This window comes from Haloplanus sp. CK5-1 (genome assembly GCF_037201915.1).
GTDB lineage: Archaea > Halobacteriota > Halobacteria > Halobacteriales > Haloferacaceae > Haloplanus > Haloplanus salilacus.
In genome coordinates this window covers 2,858,815-2,879,669 of sequence record NZ_CP147505.1, presented here as the reverse complement: position 1 = coordinate 2,879,669, position 20,855 = coordinate 2,858,815, and the positions used below count along the sequence as shown (strand labels likewise).

Genomic DNA, 20,855 nt, shown 5'->3' with positions numbered 1-20,855 from the left:
AAGAAACCCGCGGTCCGGGAGTCCGGGCCTACGCCGCCGCTTCGTCGGCGAACTGGTCGTCGTACTCGCCGTCGTCGATCCGCTCTTTGAACTGCCGGGGGTCGTTGCCCTCGATGGTGACGCCAAGCGAGACGCAGGTGCCGACGACTTCCTTCGCGGCGTTTTTCAGGTCGTACGCGAGCAGGTCGGACTGCTTTTGCTCGGCGATCTTCTTCACCTGTTCGACGGTGAGGTCCGCGACGAACGTCTCTTGGGGTTCGCCGCTGCCCGTCTCGAACCCGGCCTCGTCCTTGATGAGTTCGGCCGTCGGCGGGACGCCGACTTCGATCGTGAAGGAGCCGTCGTCGTCGTACTCGACGGTGACGGGGACTTCCATGCCGTCGAACGCGTCGGTCTCGTCGTTGATCTCCGCCACGACGGCCTGCACGTCGACCGGCGTCGGGCCGAGTTCCGGACCGAGCGGCGGCCCGGGGGTCGCCTCGCCGCCGGGGACGAGTACTTCGATGGTTCCAGCCATACCGCATCAAACCCGGGGACGACTTTTAACGGTTTTCTTTCGGTTCACGGGTGTGTCCGGGGCACACGGGGCGGTCATACGTCGACTGCGAAGGAGTCGACGCCACCCGCTCGGTCCGCCAACCGGCCGAGCAACGCCGCAAGGTCCCGGAGGTCCGTCTCGTCGATGACCTCCACCGGCGTGTGCATGTAGCGGTTCGGGAGGCCGAGGTTCAGCGCCGGGATGCCGCCACCCGACGTATAGAAGGCGTCGGCGTCCGTGCCGGTGCGACTCCCCGAGGCCTGCAACTGCACGTCGACCTCGGCGTCCTCGGCGGCGGCCCGCGCCATCTCGACGAGTTTTGGGTGGTTGGCGCTCCCCCGCGAGACGACCGGCCCGCCGCCGAGTTCGACCGGCCCCTGTCGCTTGCCGGGGATCCCCGGCGAGTCGGTCGCGTGGGTCACGTCGACAGCGACGGCGGCATCCGGCGCGAGGTCGAAGCCCACCATCCGCGCGCCCTGCAGGCCGACCTCCTCTTGGATGGTGCTGACGGCGTAGACGGTGGCGTCGACGCCGGTCTCGACCGCCCGGCGCAACCCCTCGGCGGCGGCCCAGACGCCGATCCGGTTGTCCATCCCGCGGGCCGCCACCCGTGACCCGTGGAGGTCCTCGACCGTCGTCGAGAACGTCACGGGGTCGCCGACCGACACCAACGACGCGGCCTCTTCGCGGTCGGTCGCGCCGACGTCGACGTACTGCTCGCCGATGTCGTCGTAGCTCTCCTCGCCGGAGTCACGCAGGTGGATCGCGGTCTGGCCGACGACGCCCGACACCGGGTCGTCGGCGTGGATCGTCACGTGCTGTCCCTTCGAGACCGTCCGATCCGCGCCGCCGATGGCGCCGATGCGGACGAAGCCGTCGTCGTCGATCCGGCGGACGATGAACCCGACCTCGTCGGCGTGGCCGGTGAGGGCGAGTTCCGTCCCGCCGCCCTCGTAGGCGGCCACCGCGTTGCCGTAGTCGTCCGTCCACACCTCGTCGGCGAAGGAGTCGACGTAGTCGATCCAGACGCGCTGACCGCGGGTCTCGAACCCCGAGGGACTCGGCGTCTCCAGCAGTCGGTCGAGGAAGGCCCGGCGCTCCGGTTCCAGTGTCATACGTTCGGCTACGCCGGTACGGGCAAAACCGTAGCGGTTCGACCGCCGGCCTCACTCCCCGTGTCGGGTCACGCAGGTCGACAGCCCCGTCAACTCGACGGGTTCGGAGTTGTCGGGCGAGTACACCACCATCTGCCCTTTCTCCATGTACGGCACCTTGTCCTCCAGGGTCGGCGGGATGTTGACGCTGCTGATGGCGTCCTCGTCGCCCAGATTGAGCACCAGTTTCGTGTTCACCTGCTTGAACACCGAGTCGGCGATGTCCTGTGGGTCCTGCGTGATGAGGAAGAGGCCGAGTCGCTCCTTGCGGCCCTGTTTGGCCGCCTCGGTGAACTTCCCGATCACCTTCCGGGCCTGGACGCTCTCGGCGTCGGTCAGGAAGTTGTGTGCCTCGTCCATCCCCACCACGAGCGGCGTCTCCTTGATCCGGTCGTGGTCGGGGTCGTTCGAGAGTTTCTCGTCGACGAGGAGGCTTGCGACGGCGAGCACCACGAGTTCGGTCGCGCGAGTATCGTTGACGTGGTACGTGGGAACGACCGTCAGCCCACCGGGGCGGACGAGTTCGTGGATCAGGTCGGTCACCGGCCGGGCGTCGCGGTCGAACACCCGGGCGAAGGCGCTCCCGAGGGCCCGCCGGCGCACGGCGTCGAACGTCGCCTCGTGGACCCGCCCCGACTCGTCGAGTTCCTCGCGGAGCGCCGGGTCGTCGAGGTAGGTCGTGAACTGATCGTAGGTGGCCTCGGGGCCGTAGTCGTCGAAGAAGCGGGAGAGGAGGTAGTCGAGCGCCTGGTACTGGTTGTCGTTGAGTCGTGCGCCCGCGACGAGCCACGGTCGGCGCTTCACCATCCGGAAGGGAATCGTGAACGGCACCTGTTCGGCGCGGTGCCCGCCGCCGCCGTAGGACGCGCCGTCGACGTCGGGAACGAGGGCGACGGTGTCGTCGTGGCCGCCGTGAGCGATCCCCTGTCGGTCGAGGCGGCGGCGGGTCGCGTCGTCCATCTCGGGGTTGTCGTCGTGCATCTGGGCGTACTCGTCCTGCGGGTCGAACTGGACGACGGCCGTCGCCACCTCCCGACCGTCGTCCATCGCGTACGACGAGTCCAAGTACTGCCGGAGGACGTTCTTCGAGGCGTGAGTCTTTCCCGACCCCGTCCCGCCCGCGACGAGGGTGTGCCGGAAGACGAGTGGGTCGCCGTCGGCGTAATCGTCCTTCAGTCGGTAGTCGATGGTCGGCGGCGTCGCCGCCGTCCGCACCGTCTCGCCGCCGACCGAGAGGTGGCCGAGAAAGACCCCCTCGGACGGAATCGCGAGTCCCGTCTTGATCTGACTCGCGTCCGTCGCCTCGCTGACGATCGATCCCGGTTTCGGGACGCGGTCGGTCATCCGCCGCTTCAGGTCCTCGCCCTCCGAAAAGAGGACGGCCACCGGGTCGAGCGTCGCGACGAACTTGTAGTCCCGTTCCGCGAAGTCGTCCCGGCGCATCGCCCGCCGGGCGTGAATCTCGGTCGCGTCGTCGGCCTCGAACTCCTGGGCGTACTCGAGGGCGGTGATCCGGCAGAACAGCGTCTCGTCGTCGGGGTAGGGGACGATCACGTACTTCCCGAGGCGGACCGACTCCCGGTTGTCGCTGGTGACGAAGGCCTTGAGCGCCGTGTCGTCGCCGTCCTCGGCGACGCGGAGGCCCTGAGAGACGGAGATGGAACCGAGGCCACGGTCGCTCCCCGCGGGCGAGACGTCGTAGGCGTCGAAGTCGTCGGCGGTCGAGCGGTCGGGATCGCCGCCGTCGGCCGCCGACCCGTCAGCGTCGTCGGCCGCCGAGTCGTCGGCCGACACCTCCGTGAAATCGCCGAGGTCGGACATGTCCACTACCACGGAACTGAGGGTCAAACCCCTTTCGCCCGACCGTCAGGCGTCGGCGGGTCCGTCGTCCGTGTCCGCCGCGTCGTCGCCGGCACCCTCGGTATCACCAACTGTTCCGTTCAGCCCCGCGGTCGGCGGTTCGTAGACGTACAGGAGTCCGTCGTCGGCGACGTAGAAGGCGTCGCCGTCCGGCGCTTCGAACACGCGGGCGTCGACGTCGATGGCGGTGTCGACCAAGCCGTCGAGCGAGTCGACCTCGACCCGGGGGCGGTCGAGGACGGCGTCCGGTAGGCGGGCGACCGTGATCCAGTCGTCGAACTCCTCGCGGGTCGACTCGAACTCGAGGGTCGTGCGTTCGGCCTCGGAGACGGCCAAGCGGTCGTCGTACCGGCCGTAGGCGAGTCCGGCCGTGCCGAGCAGTCCGACCAACAGTGCGACCGGGCCGCCGACGCGGTAGAGGGGACCGTAGGTTCGCTGGCGGGTGATCGTCTCGGTCGTCGAGTCGGAGAGGGAGTCGCCGTCGACTGCGCCGGGTCGATACGTCGTCCCGTCGACTTCGATCGGAAGTCGGTAGGTGGCCGTCCGGTCGACGTCGTTGCCGTTGACGCGGCCCTCGAACGCCACGGACGAGACGACGAGCATCTCCGTCGTGCCGGGCGTCCCGCCGAGGCGCTCCGAAATCGCGGCCATTCGCTCGTAGGTCGCGCTGACGTTTCGCTCGAACGCGATGTCGACCGTTTCGCCGGGTGCGACCCCGGTTTCACTCTCCGCGCCGAGTGGCTCCGTGACCCGCCAGTACTCGACCGGGCCGCCGGCCGACTCGCTCTCGACGGCCCTGAGGACGAGGACCTGTTGGATCGTCACGTCGACCGATCCGCCGTCGCTGGCCTCGTAGCCGAAGGCGAACCGCCCTTCCGCGGACGGGCTGATCGACAGGAAGTACGCCGGCCGGTCGGCGAGTTCGGTCCCGACCGGGTACAGGGGGTTCGGTTCGCTCACCGTCGCCGACAGTTCGTACGTGCCGTTTGCCGCCCACGACGACACCTGCCGTTGTTCTGTCGTCGTCCCCGGCGATACGTACGCGGTGTAGGTAGCGACCCCGCCGACGGCTACGACCACCACCGCGACGACCACCACGACGGCGAACCACTCCTCCAGCAGTAGTCGACCGCGCACCCCCCACGACCGTGACATGTACCTCCCTGTTTCCGGGACCCCTACAAGAATGTTGAGGGCGTGATCACCCGTCCCTGTCGAACAGTCGGCGCACGGTTGCGACGCCCGGCAGCGACCGTGATCGGGAGCGGGAACGCGACCGAGAGCGGATGCGGCCGGTGCCGACGACCCACAATCCGAACAGGTAGAACGGCACCCCCATCGCGGCGTCGATGACGATTATCGGGAGCCACGGGTGGATCCGGTAACAGGCGTCGATCAGCGGCGTCGGCAACACGGCGAGATACCGGTACTCGGTCACATACCGCCGGTAGAAGCCCGTCTCGGGCGGCGCCGACAGCGTGAGCGTCGCGTCCGCACTCGCCCGCCCGCCGACCCGGAGTCGCTCCGGGTCGACCGCGACCCCCTCGCTTTCGGGCGTCAGATAGACCACGACGGGGACCACGCCCGCGTTGGGGACGCGGTACGTGAGGGAGTCGGACTCACCCTGTCGGATCACCGTCGGGCTGTCCGAGTCGAACTCGGCGCTCACGACGCCGAACTCCTGTGTCCCCGCGGGGACGACCATCGCCGCCGTCGCCGTGACGACGATCAGGCCGGCGAGCGCCGCGACGACGAGGCGGGTCGACACGCCGGTGGTCCTGTCGCGTGACCGCGACCGGTCGCGGCCGTCGCCATCGCTCGCGAACAGGTCGACGACGTACAGCGCCGTAGAGAGGGCGAGCAACAGGTACGTCAGTCCCTGTGCCCCGAAGACGGACCGCGTCCCCGTCAGGGCGGCGAGGACGCGCTGGGTGTCCGCGACGGCGGTTTGGACGCCCACAACGGCGGTCCCGAGGTGGGGGATGACGACGACGGAGCCGCCGACCTGCCACGCCTTGGCGACGATCCGTGGCTCCCTGACAGGGGGTTCGTCGCCGTCCTGATCGGTGAAGGGGTTTGCGTCACCCCGGGTGATGTAGCCACGCTCCGTCTCGCCGACGACGCGGTGGGTGGTGAGTCCGCCGCCTTGGATCCGCTCGGCACGGAACACGATCACGTCCCCCTCCTCGATGTCGTCGTCGAGAGCGGTCGGAACCGCGACGAACCCGTCGCCCGCCTCGAGCGTCGGCTCCATGCTCCCGGTTTCGACGAAGCCGAGCAACACCGGGTAGCCGAGCACCTGTCCCGCGAGGAGCGAGACGACGGCGACGACGACCAGTAGCTCCCCCCCGACCGCGAGCGTGCGCCGTACCGGCATTCGAGTCGTCGGGACGACGCGCCCGACGGACAAAAAACCACCCCGGCACCGCGGCCGCGGTCACCCGCCGTAGCGACGGACCGCCAGCAACGTCGCGATCAGTACGATCAGGAGACCGACCAGGCCGACCGTCGTCGGCACTTGGAGGGCGCCGGGTTCGGCGACCGGCGTTGGCGTCCCGACCGCCGCCGGCGCGGCCGTGTCGTCGGTCCCGTCGGTCGACTCGTCCGAATCGACCGCGGGCGCCGTGGGCTCCGGCGTCGCGGGCGGGGCGTCGGTGGCCGTCGACGGCGCTGCCTCGACGACGAGCGTCCCCGCGTCGCTCCCGTCCGCGCCGATAACGTACTCCCCGGGCGAGTCGGCGGCGACGTCGAACCGGACCGTCGTCGACTCGCCGGGCGCTAACGCGACGGTACGGTTCGCCACGCGGTCCCCGTCGACGGTCAGCGGCACCGTCCACTCGCCGGCGGCCTGTCCCTCGTTGGTCACCGACACCGCCACCGGAACCGACTCGCCGGGGGCGGCCGTCGTCCGCGTCAGACTCGCGTCGGTGACGCGGAACGCCGGCGTGCCGATGCCGACGACGAACGTCGAGAAGCCGGGGGAGTCGGCCTCGAAGACCGCCCGGCCGTTGCGCATCCCGAGGGAGTCGGGGTCGATCGATTCCCAGCCGGTGCCGTCGTTGCGGCGGACGACGAGGCGGCCGGGATCCATCCCCCGTTCGTCGAGATACGCCGACGAGGCGCTGAACCGGAACGTCGCGCTCGTCACCGTCCCGCTGTCCTCGACGTCGAGTGCGCCCAGGGGGGTGACGCCGGGGCCGGCGTCGACCGACTCCGGATCGACCGTTTCCACGTCGACCGACATCGCCCCGGCGTCGCTCGTCACGGTCAGCGCATCGAGCGTGAGCGTCCGCGTCTCGGCGCCGTCGACGACGAGCCGATCGGTGTCGAGCGTGACCGGTGCCCCGGCCGGGGCGTTCGTCACCGTGAACGTCCGGGTCCGGTCGTCGGGCGAGAACGACCGGATCGACCGGTCGTCGTCCGAGTCCGGATCGGAGTTCGGCACCCGCTCCTCCGTCGAGGATTCGGTGCCCGCCGTCGTGTCGTCGACGTCCTCCGGGTCGGCCACGCTCGCGTGAACGGTGATGTCCTCCAACACGCCGTCGGTGTCGGCGTCGGCGTCGGCGGTATCGAGCGTCAGGCCGACGGCCACCGACTCGTTCGCGTCGAGGACGACGGCGTTCGCTTCGGACTGGATCGGCCGACCGTCTGCCCGGAGGGTGACGGACCCGGAGTCGTGGGTGAGCCAGACCCGCGCGAAGCGTTCGCCGCCGTAGTGAATCACGAACACGTCGTCGAACGTCGTGACGCCGTCGGCGTTGAGGCCGTCGCCGGTGCCGAGGTTCGGGTTCGCCCCGGTGAGGTCCACGACGAGTTCGCCGTCGTCGAGGCGGGCGTACTCGCCGTTCGGCCCCGAAGCGGGCGAGAGGGAGACGTCGTCGGAGACGGCGTCGGCCGGACCGGAAACCATCGACGCCCCGGTGCCGACGGCGAGCGACACCACGACCAGCGAGAGCGCCACGCCGACGACACGGGGCGGGACGGCCCGACTCACGACTCGATCACCGCCCGTCCGTCGCGTGGGGGCCGCTGATCGGTGTGCATCGGTATCACTCCGTGATCTCGTCGACGCCGACGCCCAAGTTCAACACGAGCGTCTCGTTCGTTTCGAGGACGACGCCGACCCCGTCGACGTACGCTTCGAGGCTCGACGAGGAGTCGCTCCCCGTCTGGATCGACAGGCCGAGCACCGTCTCGTCGCTGTAATCGCGGGTCTCCCCCTCGGGTGTCGTCGCCCAATCGACCGGGCCATCGCCGAGGGCGTCGAGGGTAACCTGGTCCTCCGGGCTCGGCTTGGGGATATCGCCCGTCTCCGCCCGGCCGCTGTCGAAGAAGTTCAACACGTTCGGCTCCTCGGCGGAGGTAGCGAAGGCGTTGAATCGCCCGGGAGTGAACGACGGGTCCCCCCCGTTTGCCTCCGCCGGCAGGGCCTGGAGTCGGCTGTCGTACCACGCCGTGTCGTCGCCGTCGTCCTCCGGCGCCGTGTAGATGCTCAGGTAGACGTCGACGCCGTTCAACGGCGAGGGCTCGCGGAGGAAGTAGCCGATCTCGTCGATCTCGGAGACGGTGTACTCCCGGAGGGGGTAAAACGACGAGATGCCCGGCGGGGCGCCGTCGATCGGATACTCCGCTTCGGGCACGGCGCGGAACCCGGATCGGCCGCCGAAGTACAGGCCCTGTTTGCCCGACCCCCGACGCGTGGCCCAGCAGGTCCGGGGCTCCAAGAGCGGCCCGCGGGTGGTCGACTCCTCGAGTCCCGGACTGGGGCCGGACGACCCCCCGTCGGAGGCCTCGAAGAACGGGAACCCGAACCCGGTCTCGACGTCCCACGTGCCGGCGAACGTCTCGCCGCCGTCGACGGCCTCGCCGGCGACCCACTTCGACCGCTCGTCGAGCGAGAGCGCCATGGGCAACGGCCGGAGGGGATCGCCCGGGACCCCGCCGGTCGGCGCTCCCTCGTACAGCCCGTTCAGTTGGTCGTTGATCCGGTTTCGGACCTCGTCGGGTGCGACCGAGGGGTCGATCCCCGCCTCGGTCGCGAAGTCCTCGAACGTGAGGCTACTCCCCGTCCGCTCCAGCGTCGCCGCCGTTCGCTCCTGCCACCTCATGACGTCGCTTCGGCCATGACGGTGATCGTGTCGTCGGTACTGCCGTCGGTGTCGGTGTCGTCGGACGAGTACGCGCCCACGATCAGGCTGTACGTCTCGGCGCTTCCGGGTGAGAGCGTCGTCTCCGGGAAGTCACTCTCGGGAACCACCAGAACCAGGAGCGTGTCCTCGGACTCGCTGTCGACGAACGTCAGGGGCGTCGCCGACACCGCGGCCTCCTGTGTGCCCTGGTTTCGGATCTCGAAGAGGTCCTCGAATACGGTGATCGCTTCGGCGTTGACGCCCTGCCCGCCGGAGATGCCCGACGTGTTGTCGGCGGTCAGGTCGATACCCAACTGGCCGTCCTCGACCGTCGTGTACGGTTCGTTGGGGCCGGTGGCCGACAGCGAAAGATAGGCGTTGGCGTCGCTGGCCACCTCGACCGAAACGTCCCGGTCGGCCTCGACGCTCGTGAACGCGCCCGTCCCGTTGACGACCGCAACGCCGGCGCTCAGCGATCCGATCAGTGCGAGGAGTTGTCGTCGGTTCATGTCAGAGTTCCTCCGTTTGGTCCGCGATGAACGTCACGTCTCCGCTGGTCGTCCGGGGGAACGACGCCGACGACGGGGGGGAGAACTCCCGCGTGTCGACGATCATGTCGAGTTCGATCGCTTCCCCCTTGTCCAGTTCGACCGTCTCCGGGTCGCCGGGCGTCACGCCCGAGAAGGTGCCCTCGATGTCGCCGCCGCCGCCCCCGACGGCGACGTTCGTGACGGGCGTCTCGCCGTCGGTCACCGTCCCGGTTCGGGTCCCGTCGGCGTCGAGGGCCACGGGTTCGAGGGCGACGTACGCCCGCCCTTCGCCGCCCGACTGTGTCGTGTTGTCGTCGGACAGGTCGAGTCCCGACAGATCGGCGTGGAAGTACACCGACTGTGCCCCTTGGTTCGCCACCTGGAGGAGGCTGTCGATGACCGTCACCGAGTCGAGATTGAAGCCGCTGCCTTCCCCACCCCCGTCGCTGGAGAAGTCGAACGAGACCTGCCCGTCGTCCGTGCTGACGTACGCGTCGGAGTTGGGCGACCCGGTTGCGGCCAGTCTGAGGTACGCGTCGGCGTCGCCGGCGACTTCCACCTCGACGGTCCGGTCGGCTTGGACGGTGGTGAACGCGCCGGTTCCCACCGTCGCCGCGCTCCCGGCGGCCAGCGATCCGACGGCTGCGATCAGTTTTCTCCGTTGCATGCGTCGTGATCCACTAGTGGCCGCTACCGGCTCTATCTCCCTTGTAGTGCGGTTGTTGAAGTCGAGAAAAGAGTGTGTGAATCGGGACACCACCGGTCGAACGGTCGGTAAGACCCGCTTACCGTTGGCTGGATCGACTCGGTCGTCGAACCTGTCAGCGATAGTTACTTGTATGCGAAGCCGAGTATCGTAACCCGGCTAGAGGAGGGAACTAAGGGTGAGCCTACCACGGGACGACGTCTACGAAGTACTGCGGAACCGGAGACGCCGGTTCGTCATCCACTACCTGAGGCGGACCGACTCGCGTGTCGGACTGGGGACGCTCGCCGAACACGTCGCGGCGTGGGAGAACGGTATCGACGTCGCGGCCGTCGGGGCGGACGCACGGAAGAACGTGTACACGTCACTCCAGCAGTTCCACCTCCCGAAGATGGAGGACTTGGATCTGGTCGTCTTCGACCGTCGCGCCGGGGAGGTGACGCTCACGGACGCGGCAGACGACATCGACGTGTATCTGGAAGTCGTCGACCGGTACGACGCCCCGTGGAGCCTCTACTACCTCGGCGTCGGCGGGACGGCCGGACTGGTGACGCTCGGTCACGGACTCGGGGTGCCGGTGCTCGCGGGGATGACGGACGTCATGTGTGGCGTCTTCACGGTCACCGCACTCGGCGTCCTCGCACTCGTCCACACGTACTGCACGCAGGGCATGCGCCTCGGGGGCGAGGGACCGCCACCGGAAGCGGAGCGATGACCGGGTCCCGCCGCCGTCTCGCCGTCGTCGTCGGGGCGCTGGTGGTCGTGGGGTTGGTCTTCGGTGTCGGAGGCTACGACGCGGTGGTGAGCGACCACGGCGCGTTCGTCGGCGTCGCGGAACCGACCGGCGATGCCTACGTCGCGTTCGCCGACGACCTGCAGTGTGGGACGGGGTCGAACGGGGCCAACGAGGCGTTCGTTCGGAACCGGTTCGCCGACGACATCACCATCACCGAGGTCAGCGTCAGGGTGACTGCGACGGGAGGGTCGGTCGGGATAGCAACCGACACCGTGGACCGAACGGTCGAACCGAACAGTCCGACCGACCTCACCTTCGAGGGGTCGTACGGGACGGCAGAGGGGCCGACGCTCCGCCTGACGCCGCCGGCCGGCAACGTCTCCGGGGCCGACCGCCTCACCGTCGAACTCGTCGAAGCCACCGGATCCGACGTCCGCGTCTCGGGTGGGACCACCACCTACGAAGTCGACTGCCCGGACGGCCCGAGCGGCGGGTGAGCCCACGCTCGGAGCGGTCGGGGACGTCTTTTACGTCTCGCTCCCCTACGAAACGGCGATGCTACTGATCCGCGGGACGGGCGGCGGCGCCACGCTCACCGGGACGGTGTACGAACGCGGCGAGCGCGCGCCCTCGTTCCAAGGGGCGCCCGACGAGGACGCCCCCTACGTCTGGGTCTGCGACGAGTTCTACGAGGTCGAGAGCGGCGGGTCGACCACCCGGATCGACGGCGAGGAGATCCAGGTCGCCTTCGAGTCGCCGATGCCCCGCGGGTTCGACACCCGGGACCAGGCCGTCGAGGCGGCGAAAGAACACCTCCGCACCCAGTTCGCGCGGGTCGGCGTCCCCGAATCGACGGTGACGGTCGAAGTCGAGAAGGCAGACCCGATCGACTAGTACTCCTCGTCCCAGCGAGCGTCGTCGTAGCGGCGGACGGATTCGGACTCCAGTCGCTCCTCGAACGTCCGTCTGAGCGCCGCTTTCTCGTCGACGCCGATGCGCGCGAGCGAATCCGCCCGGTCGACGACCGGGGGTGGCCCCCGCGAGACGGCCACGTCGTGGAGGATCCGCCGGGTGAGTCGGTCGCGGGCGTCGGCGTCGCGCGTGAGGCCGGCGGGCGCCTCGACCCGGTAACAGAGGTCCTCGCGGGGGTCGTAGACGACGAAGAACGTGACCTCGTAGTCGCCCGGGTCCAGCGCTCTGTCGACGCCGAGGGCGTCGCCGTCGGCCGCGAGGGTGCGATCCGACCCGCCGCGGGAGTAAAACCAGTTCGTGAACGTGAGTCGGTCGGTCGGTCGGTCGTCGCCGGTGCCGGTGCCGGTGCCTGTGCCGGGGTCGAGGAGGCGGGTGAAGAAGGCGGTGTCGTCGACCCACGGCGCGTCGACGCCCTTCTCGCGGAGCGTCCGGGTGATGAGTTTCGCGGAGGGGTTCTTGACGAAGCCAGCGACGGCGACGTCCCGACCGAGGAGTCGCTCGACGAGGCGGACGTAGTTCTCGACGATGGCTCTGGGTTTGGCCTCGGTGGCGAGCGCCCCGAGTTCGGCGTCGCGGTCCTGCCAGTTGAGGAGTTCCTTCGGGTAGAGGGGGCCGTCGAGGAGGAGACAGTCGTCGACGGTCTCCGCGTGTTCGAGGGCGTGGGCACTCTCCGCGAGATAGAGCGAGAGGGCGTGGACGACGCCCTCGGCGTAGCGGTTGACCCGCGGCGCGTGCAGGATCTTGCGCCGGAAGTACCCCTCGTCGCGGCGCACCCAGTCGGTGCCCAGCGAGAGCGTCGGATCGTTGGCGTGGACGGTCGTCACGAGGCTCCGCGCGCGGTGGAGGTCGAGGTCCGACGGCTCGGCCGCCATCGCGGCGTGGGCCACGTCCAACACCAGCCCGTTCTTGAACGTCGTCGGGTTGATCGTCCCCGAGTCGAGTCCGTGGACGGTCGCGTAAGGGGCGTCGACGAGCGCCACGTCGTCGACGGGCACCGACCGCAGACGGCGCTCGCCGAGGGGGGCCACGACGGTCCGCCCGTCGACGCGGAGGGGGTCGAGCCACTCCTCGAACGCCGTGCGCGCCAGGTCGTCGTGGTTGGTGGAGTCGACCCGGTGTGCGAGGACACCGGCGATGTCGGCGATCCCGTCGACGTGGACCGGATCGAGTGTCATAGGCTACCCACCGACCGCAGGGACAAATAGAGTGGGTCGTGCCGTCGGGAGACGGCATCCTGATGCCGCTCGCACGCGTACGGTCGGTATGGACACCGCCGCGGTGGCGTTCGACCTCGACGACACGCTCGCCGTCACGGGCGTCGACCGCGAGACGCTCCTCTCGGAGGCACTGGCGGCCGTCGGCGCCCCGCCGCGCTCGCGGGAGGCGTACCTGTCCGCCCACGCAGACAACCTGACCGCGCGGAGTCGCGAACCCGTCTTCGAGCGACTGCTCGACGGCGTCGAGGCGGTCGAGGCCGCCGACCTCGCACGCGCGTACCGCGAGCGGGTGAACGCGTCGCTGACGCCCGTTCCGGGCGTCGAGGCCCTGCTCGCGACCCTGCGCGAGCGCTACCGAGTCGGTCTGCTGACGAACGGCCCGGTCGTCGCCCAGCGGTCGAAACTCCGGGCGCTGGGCTGGACCGGCGCCTTCGACGCGACGCTCGTCACCGGCGAACTGTCGGCCGGCAAACCCGATCGGACGGCGTTCGACGCCCTCGTCGACCGACTCGACGTCCACCGGGAGGCGACGGTGTACGTCGGGGACGACGTCGACGCCGACGTACGGGGTGCGACTGCGGCGGGCCTCGACGCGGTGCAGGTGTGTTACCCCGGTGGTCCGTCGCCCGACCCCGATGCGGTCGCACACGTCGACCGCTCGGAGTTGGCCGATCGGTTGCCGGCGATCCTCGCGGAGCGTTAAGTGGCAGCCTCGACGACCTGCAACGCGCGTTTGACCCCCGCGCCGGACTCAACGAACACGAGCGTCCGCGGTGGATCGGTCGCCTTCGGGCGGACCCGCAGACCCGCGGCGGCGGCGGCGTCGGCGACCGGCTCGTGGCCCTCACGGAACTCGATCCGGATCCGCTCGGGGTGGACGAAGACCGTCGCCAGCGGGCCCCCGTCGTCGCGGACGACGTAGGCCCGCCGACCGTCGACCGTCGGGTCGACCTCGGGGTCGGCGTCGGTCACCGTCACGCCAGCGAGCGCGCCGTCGTGTCCGACGAGATCCGAGGCCAGCAACTGCGCGATCCGGACGCCGTCGGCGAGTTCGGTATCGACCATAGGGGGTGTACGGCGCGAAGCCGTTTCAACGCTCCCCGTCGCTCCGGAGGTCGGCCAAGACGCGGTCGGCGGCGGCGTCGACGTCGACATCCCGCTTGCGGGCGTAGAGGATGGCCGCGGCTTCGATGGTGAGCCCCGACTCGCGCTGGCGCTCGTTGATCGCGGCCACCGCCGCCTGTTTCTCGACGCCGGCATCGACCAGTGCCGAGAGGACACGCTCGAAGGTTGACTGCTCGTGGAGGACGGACTCGTCGGGGACGAAGCCGTCGGGGACGGTGACGGTCGCGGGGTCGAACTCGGCCACGAGGTCGTCATCGTCGCGTGCGAGGAGCCCACGACCGACCGCCACGTCGACGAGGCGTTTGGCCTGGTCGGGTGTAAACCAGTCGCGGTCCAGCGAGAGGGCGACGACGAACTCCCCCTCGCCGAGTCGCGATCCGCCACGGTCACGGAAGGGCACCGCAACGGCTACCTCGAGGCTCATGGTGAACGTGGCGTCGACCGACCCACTAAGCGTTTGGATACGGTCTCAGCCGGGAGCGAACCTCCATCTCGGGTCGGAATCGAGGGCTCCGTCACTCGTACTGCGCGCAGACTCGCCGAATCCCCTCCTCGAAGTCGATCCGCGGGGTCCACCCCGCCGCAGTTTCGATCTTGGTCGGGTCGGCGCAGGTGTCGCTGACGTAGACGTCCTCGGGGATGGGGTTCGTGACGTACTCCGGATCGACGTCCGTCCCGAGTTCGTCGTTGAGCATCTCGACGACGGTGTTGAAACTGTAGCTCTCGCCGGTGCCGAGGTTGTAGATGCCGGTGAGTTCGTGCTCCGCGGTCAGTTCGACACCGCGGACGATGTCGTCGACGTGGGTGAAATCTCGGGTCTGGGTGCCGTCGCCGTAGAGTTTTGGCGACTGGCCGTTGGCGATGTCGTCGGCGAACTGGGCGATGACGTTGGCGTACTCGCCTTTGTGTTCCTCGGCGCCGCCGTAGCCCTGATACACGGAGAAAAATCGGAGGCCGGCCATGTTCATGTCGTAGTGGTTCCCGAAGTACTCGGCGTAGCGCTCGCGTGCGAGTTTCGACGCCTCGTAGCCCGTATTCGTCGTGACGGGCATGTCCTCGGGCGAGGGCTCGGTGCGACTGCCGTAGATCGAGGAGGTCGACGCGTACACCACCGTCCCGCATCCGTCCGCACGGGCCTGATCGACGGTGTTGACGAACCCCTCGACGTTCACCCGTGCTCCCTGACAGGGGTCGTCCTCGTGCATGGCGTACGACGACAGCGCCGCGAGGTGGATGACGACGTCAACGTCCGTGGGCAGGTCGTCCTCGAGGACGCTCCGCTCGTGGAACTCGACCGCGTCGTCGAGGTTCTCCGGCGTGCCGAGGTAGCCGTCGTCGATGGCGACGACGTCGTTTCGCTCGGCCAGTTCGTTCGCGACGTTCGATCCGATGAATCCCGCACCGCCGGTGACCAACACGCGCTTGCCGTCCATGGAGCCAACATCGACCCCCGGCGTTATGTGTTTTCGTAATTCTCCGCCGTCCACGGCTGGAACCCCCGATCGGCGCGGCTGCGCTCGATGACCGTGGCCGGTGTGCCGCGTGTTCCGAGCGATTCAAGTAGCTGCTTGGACTGGATGACGGTATGAAAGATCAGGGACGCTCGACACGGAAGCGAACGGGCGGCCGCCTCCGGCCGTTCCGAAACAAGAAGCGCTACCAGCTCGGCCGCCAGCCGGCGGAGACGACGGTCGGCGACCCCCGGTTCCAGACCATCGACGCCCGCGGCAACGGGACGAAGACGCGGGCGCTCGCGACGAACGTCGCCCACGTCGCCGACGGCGGAGAGACGGTCGAGGCCGAAATCGAGAACGTCACCGAGAACCCCGCGAACACCAACTACGCCCGCCGAAACATCGTCACGAAGGGCGCGATCATCGAGACGAGTGCCGGCCGAGCGCGCGTCACCTCCCGGCCCGGCCAGACCGGCCAAGTCAACGCCGTCCTGCTGGATTAAGGCGTGGGTGCGGCCTTCTGCAATCCCGTTTCAGCGATGTTACCTCCGTAGTCCGCGCTGCGCGACAGGGAGTCGACGACCAGTCCGAGCAACTGCGCCCGCGCCGGGTCGAGCTCCCGGAGGAGTTCGTCGATGGATCGGGCGTGGGCGTCGATATCTTGGACCGACTCGCGGGCCCGGTTGGCCTGTCTGGTCGCCTCCTCGCTGTCGTCGAGAAAGAGCGCGTCCATCGCCAAGTCGGTGACCGACGCCGCGTCGTCGTGTAGTTCCAACAATGCGTCGGTCACCTCCTCGGGGAGTTGCTCGTCGAACTCGAGTGCGAGGTGAGCGATCTTCGTCGCGTGGTCGGCGATCCGTTCGAGCTGTCGGGCTGCGGATTGGTAGTCGAAACACACCTCGCGGGTGACGCCCAGTTCCTCGGCCGCACGGGGACTCCGGAGCGTCGCACGGAAGATGCGCGAGACGACCATCCACAGGCGATCCACGTCGTCGTCACGCTGAATGACGTCGCGAGCCAGATCCGTATCGAGGTCGACCAGCGACCGCACGGCGTCGTCGAGCATCGAGAGCGCGATCAGTCGCATCCGCGTGACCGCGTTGTTGATCGAGAGTTCCGAGGAGTCGAGCAGGTCGCGGATCACCACCCTGTCCCGCGTCTCCTCCAAGACTTCGAGGCCGACGAGGCTCTGGGTCGCCTCCCTGATCGTCCGGCGCTGGTCGGTCGTGATCCGGGCGCTCTCCAAGCCGATGATGTCGAACCCGCTGACGTACATCGTCATCACGGCGCGGATCAACTCCTCCCCGTCGAGGTCGCCCACGTCGAGGGTTCCTTCCGTCCGGTCGTCGCCGGTCCGGGGCGTCATGAACAGCGAGTCCCCTTCGGGATAGAAGGCCACTTCGCTGCCGGCGGAGACGTCGTTCTCGGTCGCCCACTCTTTCGGAATCGACACCGTGTACGTCGATCCGCCGGTCACCTGCACCTTTCGGGTCTCGACCATACTCGTGGGGGCTCACTCGGGGAAAATAAGTCCTTCCATATCTATATATTTCCGAACGATCGTGGTCCACGGTCTCGGATCGCCGGTGGCAGGCGGAGGTCGATCGGACGAATACCGAGACGAGTACCCCACACGGCCGGACTGAGCCCCTTTACTGCCGTATTTCGCCACGTTCTGGCGCACCGCGGTCCATCCGGTCACCCGGAACTCGCGTCGTCCGATGCGTCCCCCGTCATCGGTTGGCGAACGTATATCTATATAGTTATCATAGAAGGGTACTTACGGCGGTGCCGGTGACGATCCGGTGATGACGGAGACATCCACGAACGGATCCACGACGCGTCGACGGCTTCTCGCTGCGGCCGGATCGGCCGGCGTCATCGGGTTGGCCGGCTGTACTCAGAGCGGCGGTGGCGACGGCGGCGACGGCAGTGGTGGCGACGGCCTCTCGGGCACCATCGACATCGCCGGGAGTTCGACGGTGTTCCCGGTGGCGACGGCGATGGCCGAACGCTTCGAGTCCGAACACTCCGAGGTCGACATCAACATCCAGTCGACCGGCTCCGGCGGCGGCTTCGCGAACCACTTCTGTCCCGGACGGACGGACTTCAACAACGCCTCGCGGCCGATCCGCTCCGAGGAGGAGCAGTCGTGCTCCGAGAACGGGATCACGCCCGTCGAACTCACCGTCGCGACGGACGCGCTGACGGTCGTCGTCAACAACGAGGCCGACTGGGTCGACTGTATGACGACCGACGAACTCGCGGCGATCTGGTCGGCGGAGGATCCGCCGACGACGTGGAGCGACGTGAACTCCGACTGGCCCGATCGGGAACTCGAACTGTACGGCCCGACCGACGCGTCGGGTACCTACGACTACTTCATCGAGTCGATCCTCGGCGAGGAGGGGAACCACCGCCAGGACTACTCGGCGACGGAACAGGACCGCACGATCATCCAGGGCATCGAGGGGTCGGAGGCCGCCATCGGCTACCTCGGCTTCGCCTACTACTCCCAGAACACCGACCGCGTCAAGGCCGTCGGTATCGACGACGGGAGCGGCTGTGTCGAGCCTTCGCTGGAGAACGCCCGCACCGGCGAGTACACCCCGCTCTCGCGACCGCTGTTCACCTACCCCAAACAGGAGGCACTCTCGGAGGAACACGTCGCCGAGTTCGCGCGCTTCTGGCTCGAGAACGCGACCAGCGAGGAGATCATCGCCGACGAGGTGGGGTACGTCCCGCTGAACGAGGACGCACAGTCCGAGGCGATGGATCGACTGGAGACGGCCATCGAGAACGCACAGGGTTGACGACGGCCGAACGAAGAGTTTTTCGCCCGAGCGCAAGACCGACCACACGCTAGATGAGTACGGACGACCTGACCAGGGATCTGACCCAACGGACGGAGAACGCGCCACAGGAGCTTCTGACACGCTCGTTTTTCTTCCTGTGTGCGGTGCTGTCCATCGTCACGACGATCAGCATCATCGTCCTGCTGACCACCGAGGCGGCCAAGTTCTTCACCGTGACCGCCCCGCTCATGGGCGTCGAGGGACCGACCGCCTCGGCCGTCGACTTCTTCACCGGGACGGAGTGGATCATCAACAACGAACAGTTCGGCGTGTTGCCGCTCGTCTCGGCGACGCTCGCCATCACCATCGGGTCGGCCGTCGTCGCACTGCCGTTGGGCGTCGCCACCGCAATCTACCTCAGCGAGTACGCCAGCCCGCGGGCGCAGTCGGTGTTGAAGCCCGCATTGGAGGTGCTCGCCGGCGTCCCGACGGTCGTCTACGGCTTCTTCGCCGTCGTCTACATCACCCCGGCGCTCCGGACGATCATCCCCGGGTTGGGCACGTTCAACATGCTCTCGGCCAGCATCGTCGTCGGAATCATGATCATCCCGATGGTCGCCTCGATCAGCGAGGACGCGATGTCGGCCGTCCCCGACTCGCTCAGACAGGCCGGGTACGGGATGGGCGCGACAAAGTTCGACGTCTCCGTCGGCATCGTCGTCCCCGCCGCCCTCTCGGGCATCTTCTCCTCGTTTATCCTCGCTCTCTCGCGGGCCATCGGCGAGACGATGGCCGTCACCGTCGCCGCCGGCTCCCAGGCAAACCTGATCAACCCGCTGAACCCGGCCGGCTATCTGGAGGGTGCGCTGCCGATGACCGCCGCCATGGTGAATCTGCTGACCGGCGACGTCACCGGCGGCGGCGTCGCCTACCGGAGCCTCTTCGCCATCGGCCTCACCCTCTTCGTCATCACGCTCGTCATGAACGTCATCAGCGACCTGGTCGCACAACGCTACCGGGAGGAGTACTGAGATGGCGACCGAATCGGGCGAGATAGAGGGGTTCGGACACGTCAGCCGAACCGTCGGGGTCGTTTTTCGGTATCTCCTGCTCGCGGCGACGCTGTTCGGTATCGTCGCGCTGACCGTCCTCCTGATCTACGTCGCCAACGACGCGATCCAGCCGCTGACCGCCGATCCGGGCTGGCACCTCACCTTCTTTTTGACGCTGGTCGTCCCCACCCTCGCCGTCGGGGGCTACCTCCTGCGGACCGATCCGGCCTCGTTCAAGTTCGGCGGGGGCGTCGTCGGCGCGCTGGCCGTCAGCACCATGTTCGCCGGCGGCGCCGCGATGATCTTCGTCGACATCGTCCGGCCGATAACCTGGTTCGGCTACGTCCTCGCGCTCGCGATCTCGCTGGCCGGCGTCGTCGCGATGGAACGCTTCGACCGCCGACTCCCCTTCCTCGTCCGGTTCGTCGTCGCCGGGGCCGTCGCCGTCCTGTCGCTGTGGCTCGTCCCCGGAGTCGTCCGGTCGCTCCCCGTCTACCCCACCGACGGCCTGTTGTTGACGGCGTCGCTCGGCGCACCCATCGCGCTGATCGTCGGGCGCTACGCCGCGGGCGACGCCAGCCGCCGGGGGAGGGTCCTCGCCGTCGGCGTCGGCCTCGCCCTCGTCGCGGCCGGATCGTACGCCGGACCGCTGATCGGCGTCGATCCGGTCCCGGCGACGGTCCTGCTCTCCGTGGCCGTCCTCCCGACCGGCGGCTACGCCGTCGGGACGGTCCGCCGTCACGCGAACCGGCGACCGGGACTCGCGTTCGCGGGCGTCATCCTCGGGGGAGCGCTCCTCGGCGCCGTCGCCGTCGACATCCTGGGCTTCGCCGGCCCGCAGTCGTGGGTCGACTGGGGCTTTCTCACGAGCGCCCACAGCGGCACCGCCGCCGACGCCGGTCTCTACCCGGCCATCGGTGGGTCGATCCTGCTGATGGTGACCGTCGCGGCGCTCTCCTTTCCCCTCGGCGTCGGCGCGGCGGTGTATCTGGAGGAGTACGCCCCCGACAACCGGTTCACCCGTTTCATCGACGTGAACATCTCCAACCTCGCGGGCGTCCCCTCGGTGGTGTACGGCCTCCTCGGTCTCGGCGTGTTCGTCACCTACCTCGGCCAACCCACCGGTACCGTCCTCATCGGCGGCGCGACGCTCGCGCTGTTGATCCTCCCCATCGTCATCATCTCCGCCCGCGAGGCGCTCCGGAGCGTCCCCGACGAGATGCGCCAGGCCTCCTACGGGATCGGTGCGACCCGGTGGCAGACGATCAAGAACGTCGTCCTCCCGCGGGCGTTCCCCGGCATCCTGACGGGAACGATCCTCGCGCTCGGCCGGGCCATCGGCGAGACGGCCCCGCTCATCATGATCGGCGCGCCGAACGTCCTCTTCTCGCTCCCGACGGAGTTCTCGTCGAAGGTGAGCGCCATGCCCTTGCAGGTGTACGCGTGGGCCAGCCTCTTCGCCAGCGACCCCTTCTATCAGGCGGCCGTCCCGGCGGGCGTCGTCGTCCTTCTCGTCGTCCTGCTCAGTATGAACTCCATCGCCATCGTACTGCGCAACAAGTACCAAAACGACCAGTGAGACCGACA

The 20,855-nt window shown here is 68.6% G+C and carries 22 protein-coding genes; 8 read left to right on the top strand and 14 right to left on the bottom strand.

The window, feature by feature from the left end:
* Window positions 1–28: 28 nt before the first annotated feature.
* The 9 genes from NBT81_RS15255 to NBT81_RS15215 form a co-directional block, all read right to left on the bottom strand.
* Window positions 29–517, bottom strand: coding sequence for a 50S ribosomal protein L11 (locus tag NBT81_RS15255; RefSeq protein WP_338739694.1), 489 nt, complete (start codon window positions 515–517; stop codon window positions 29–31).
* A gap of 74 nt (window positions 518–591) precedes the next feature.
* Window positions 592–1,647 carry a M20/M25/M40 family metallo-hydrolase gene (locus tag NBT81_RS15250; protein WP_338742570.1) on the bottom strand — a complete coding sequence of 352 codons (1,056 nt, stop codon included), beginning with the start codon at window positions 1,645–1,647 and terminating at the stop codon, window positions 592–594.
* Between the two features lie 57 nt (window positions 1,648–1,704).
* Window positions 1,705–3,513 (bottom strand): ATP-binding protein, encoded by a 1,809-nt coding sequence (locus NBT81_RS15245; protein ID WP_338739692.1) that lies wholly within the window; start codon window positions 3,511–3,513, stop codon window positions 1,705–1,707.
* Window positions 3,514–3,558: 45 nt separating this feature from the next.
* Complete coding sequence (locus NBT81_RS15240) at window positions 3,559–4,707, bottom strand: DUF5305 domain-containing protein (RefSeq protein ID WP_338739690.1); 1,149 nt, start codon at window positions 4,705–4,707, stop codon at window positions 3,559–3,561.
* Window positions 4,708–4,753: 46 nt separating this feature from the next.
* Entirely contained in the window at window positions 4,754–5,929 is a 1,176-nt protein-coding gene (locus NBT81_RS15235) for a signal peptidase I (RefSeq protein ID WP_338739688.1), read from the bottom strand.
* Window positions 5,930–5,989: 60 nt separating this feature from the next.
* Complete coding sequence (locus tag NBT81_RS15230) at window positions 5,990–7,546, bottom strand: CARDB domain-containing protein (protein ID WP_338739687.1); 1,557 nt, start codon at window positions 7,544–7,546, stop codon at window positions 5,990–5,992.
* A 55-nt stretch (window positions 7,547–7,601) separates the two neighbouring features.
* Window positions 7,602–8,660 (bottom strand): hypothetical protein, encoded by a 1,059-nt coding sequence (locus tag NBT81_RS15225; protein ID WP_338739684.1) that lies wholly within the window; start codon window positions 8,658–8,660, stop codon window positions 7,602–7,604.
* A complete protein-coding gene (locus NBT81_RS15220) occupies window positions 8,657–9,190 on the bottom strand; it encodes a DUF1102 domain-containing protein (protein ID WP_338739683.1) in 534 nt (177 codons plus the stop codon). The genes NBT81_RS15225 and NBT81_RS15220 overlap by 4 nt, the downstream gene beginning before the upstream one ends.
* A 1-nt stretch (window position 9,191) precedes the next feature.
* On the bottom strand, window positions 9,192–9,878 hold the full coding sequence (locus tag NBT81_RS15215) for a hypothetical protein (protein WP_338739682.1): 687 nt from the start codon (window positions 9,876–9,878) through the stop codon (window positions 9,192–9,194).
* 217 nt (window positions 9,879–10,095) lie between these two features.
* On the opposite strand from NBT81_RS15215, the gene NBT81_RS15210 reads away from it, so the two are divergent.
* From NBT81_RS15210 to NBT81_RS15200, 3 genes are read left to right on the top strand one after another with little or no spacing between them, the layout of a single operon-like run.
* The gene (locus NBT81_RS15210) at window positions 10,096–10,632 is read left to right on the top strand and encodes a DUF7344 domain-containing protein (protein WP_338739681.1); all 537 of its coding nucleotides are present in this window, start codon (window positions 10,096–10,098) and stop codon (window positions 10,630–10,632) included.
* A complete protein-coding gene (locus NBT81_RS15205; RefSeq protein ID WP_338739680.1) occupies window positions 10,629–11,150 on the top strand; it encodes a hypothetical protein in 522 nt (173 codons plus the stop codon). The genes NBT81_RS15210 and NBT81_RS15205 overlap by 4 nt, the downstream gene beginning before the upstream one ends.
* A 58-nt stretch (window positions 11,151–11,208) precedes the next feature.
* Window positions 11,209–11,547, top strand: coding sequence for a DUF7113 family protein (locus NBT81_RS15200; RefSeq protein ID WP_338742569.1), 339 nt, complete (start codon window positions 11,209–11,211; stop codon window positions 11,545–11,547).
* Here the strand turns inward: NBT81_RS15200 and NBT81_RS15195 are convergent.
* A complete protein-coding gene (locus tag NBT81_RS15195; protein ID WP_338739679.1) occupies window positions 11,544–12,800 on the bottom strand; it encodes a DNA double-strand break repair nuclease NurA in 1,257 nt (418 codons plus the stop codon). The two genes, NBT81_RS15200 and NBT81_RS15195, sit on opposite strands and share 4 nt — an antisense overlap.
* Window positions 12,801–12,888: 88 nt before the next feature.
* Here NBT81_RS15195 and NBT81_RS15190 point away from each other — a divergent pair, with 88 nt between their 5' ends.
* On the top strand, window positions 12,889–13,545 hold the full coding sequence (locus NBT81_RS15190; protein WP_338739678.1) for an HAD family hydrolase: 657 nt from the start codon (window positions 12,889–12,891) through the stop codon (window positions 13,543–13,545).
* On the opposite strand, the gene NBT81_RS15185 is transcribed toward NBT81_RS15190, so the two are convergent.
* The 3 genes from NBT81_RS15185 to NBT81_RS15175 all read right to left on the bottom strand — a co-directional run bounded on the left by NBT81_RS15185 (window position 13,542) and on the right by NBT81_RS15175 (window position 15,400).
* Entirely contained in the window at window positions 13,542–13,907 is a 366-nt protein-coding gene (locus NBT81_RS15185; RefSeq protein ID WP_338739677.1) for a hypothetical protein, read from the bottom strand. The two genes, NBT81_RS15190 and NBT81_RS15185, sit on opposite strands and share 4 nt — an antisense overlap.
* A gap of 25 nt (window positions 13,908–13,932) precedes the next feature.
* The gene (locus NBT81_RS15180) at window positions 13,933–14,391 is read right to left on the bottom strand and encodes a DUF2240 family protein (protein WP_338739675.1); all 459 of its coding nucleotides are present in this window, start codon (window positions 14,389–14,391) and stop codon (window positions 13,933–13,935) included.
* A 91-nt stretch (window positions 14,392–14,482) separates the two neighbouring features.
* Complete coding sequence (locus tag NBT81_RS15175) at window positions 14,483–15,400, bottom strand: NAD-dependent epimerase/dehydratase family protein (RefSeq protein WP_338739673.1); 918 nt, start codon at window positions 15,398–15,400, stop codon at window positions 14,483–14,485.
* 152 nt (window positions 15,401–15,552) lie between these two features.
* Between NBT81_RS15175 and NBT81_RS15170 the strand changes: the two genes are divergently transcribed.
* A complete protein-coding gene (locus tag NBT81_RS15170) occupies window positions 15,553–15,924 on the top strand; it encodes a 30S ribosomal protein S8e (RefSeq protein WP_338739672.1) in 372 nt (123 codons plus the stop codon).
* On the opposite strand, the gene NBT81_RS15165 is transcribed toward NBT81_RS15170, so the two are convergent.
* Complete coding sequence (locus tag NBT81_RS15165; RefSeq protein WP_338739671.1) at window positions 15,921–16,922, bottom strand: PhoU domain-containing protein; 1,002 nt, start codon at window positions 16,920–16,922, stop codon at window positions 15,921–15,923. The genes NBT81_RS15170 and NBT81_RS15165 overlap by 4 nt on opposite strands.
* Before the next feature lie 307 nt (window positions 16,923–17,229).
* On the opposite strand from NBT81_RS15165, the gene NBT81_RS15160 reads away from it, so the two are divergent.
* Genes NBT81_RS15160 through pstA form a run of 3 tightly spaced genes read left to right on the top strand, consistent with a single transcriptional unit; the run spans window position 17,230 to window position 20,847 of the window.
* On the top strand, window positions 17,230–18,234 hold the full coding sequence (locus NBT81_RS15160) for a PstS family phosphate ABC transporter substrate-binding protein (RefSeq protein ID WP_338739670.1): 1,005 nt from the start codon (window positions 17,230–17,232) through the stop codon (window positions 18,232–18,234).
* Between the two features lie 53 nt (window positions 18,235–18,287).
* Window positions 18,288–19,247, top strand: coding sequence for a phosphate ABC transporter permease subunit PstC (gene pstC, locus NBT81_RS15155; RefSeq protein WP_338739669.1), 960 nt, complete (start codon window positions 18,288–18,290; stop codon window positions 19,245–19,247).
* Between the two features lies 1 nt (window position 19,248).
* Window positions 19,249–20,847, top strand: coding sequence for a phosphate ABC transporter permease PstA (gene pstA, locus NBT81_RS15150; RefSeq protein WP_338739668.1), 1,599 nt, complete (start codon window positions 19,249–19,251; stop codon window positions 20,845–20,847).
* The last annotated feature ends 8 nt before the right edge of the window (window positions 20,848–20,855 follow it).

Excerpts from the sequence above, each read along its gene's own strand:
- NBT81_RS15180 (WP_338739675.1), bottom strand. The coding sequence starts at position 14,391 with ATGAGCCTCGAGGTAGCCGTTGCGGTGCCCTTCCGTGACCGTGGCGGA.
- pstC (WP_338739669.1), top strand. The coding sequence starts at position 18,288 with ATGAGTACGGACGACCTGACCAGGGATCTGACCCAACGGACGGAGAAC.
- NBT81_RS15215 (WP_338739682.1), bottom strand. The coding sequence starts at position 9,878 with ATGCAACGGAGAAAACTGATCGCAGCCGTCGGATCGCTGGCCGCCGGG.
- NBT81_RS15220 (WP_338739683.1), bottom strand. The coding sequence starts at position 9,190 with ATGAACCGACGACAACTCCTCGCACTGATCGGATCGCTGAGCGCCGGC.
- NBT81_RS15195 (WP_338739679.1), bottom strand. The coding sequence starts at position 12,800 with ATGACACTCGATCCGGTCCACGTCGACGGGATCGCCGACATCGCCGGT.
- pstA (WP_338739668.1), top strand. The coding sequence starts at position 19,249 with ATGGCGACCGAATCGGGCGAGATAGAGGGGTTCGGACACGTCAGCCGA.
- NBT81_RS15190 (WP_338739678.1), top strand. The coding sequence starts at position 12,889 with ATGGACACCGCCGCGGTGGCGTTCGACCTCGACGACACGCTCGCCGTC.
- NBT81_RS15175 (WP_338739673.1), bottom strand. The coding sequence starts at position 15,400 with ATGGACGGCAAGCGCGTGTTGGTCACCGGCGGTGCGGGATTCATCGGA.
- NBT81_RS15245 (WP_338739692.1), bottom strand. The coding sequence starts at position 3,513 with ATGTCCGACCTCGGCGATTTCACGGAGGTGTCGGCCGACGACTCGGCG.
- NBT81_RS15225 (WP_338739684.1), bottom strand. The coding sequence starts at position 8,660 with ATGAGGTGGCAGGAGCGAACGGCGGCGACGCTGGAGCGGACGGGGAGT.
- NBT81_RS15255 (WP_338739694.1), bottom strand. The coding sequence starts at position 517 with ATGGCTGGAACCATCGAAGTACTCGTCCCCGGCGGCGAGGCGACCCCC.
- NBT81_RS15170 (WP_338739672.1), top strand. The coding sequence starts at position 15,553 with ATGAAAGATCAGGGACGCTCGACACGGAAGCGAACGGGCGGCCGCCTC.
- NBT81_RS15240 (WP_338739690.1), bottom strand. The coding sequence starts at position 4,707 with ATGTCACGGTCGTGGGGGGTGCGCGGTCGACTACTGCTGGAGGAGTGG.
- NBT81_RS15200 (WP_338742569.1), top strand. The coding sequence starts at position 11,209 with ATGCTACTGATCCGCGGGACGGGCGGCGGCGCCACGCTCACCGGGACG.
- NBT81_RS15185 (WP_338739677.1), bottom strand. The coding sequence starts at position 13,907 with ATGGTCGATACCGAACTCGCCGACGGCGTCCGGATCGCGCAGTTGCTG.
- NBT81_RS15165 (WP_338739671.1), bottom strand. The coding sequence starts at position 16,922 with ATGGTCGAGACCCGAAAGGTGCAGGTGACCGGCGGATCGACGTACACG.
- NBT81_RS15235 (WP_338739688.1), bottom strand. The coding sequence starts at position 5,929 with ATGCCGGTACGGCGCACGCTCGCGGTCGGGGGGGAGCTACTGGTCGTC.
- NBT81_RS15160 (WP_338739670.1), top strand. The coding sequence starts at position 17,230 with ATGACGGAGACATCCACGAACGGATCCACGACGCGTCGACGGCTTCTC.
- NBT81_RS15205 (WP_338739680.1), top strand. The coding sequence starts at position 10,629 with ATGACCGGGTCCCGCCGCCGTCTCGCCGTCGTCGTCGGGGCGCTGGTG.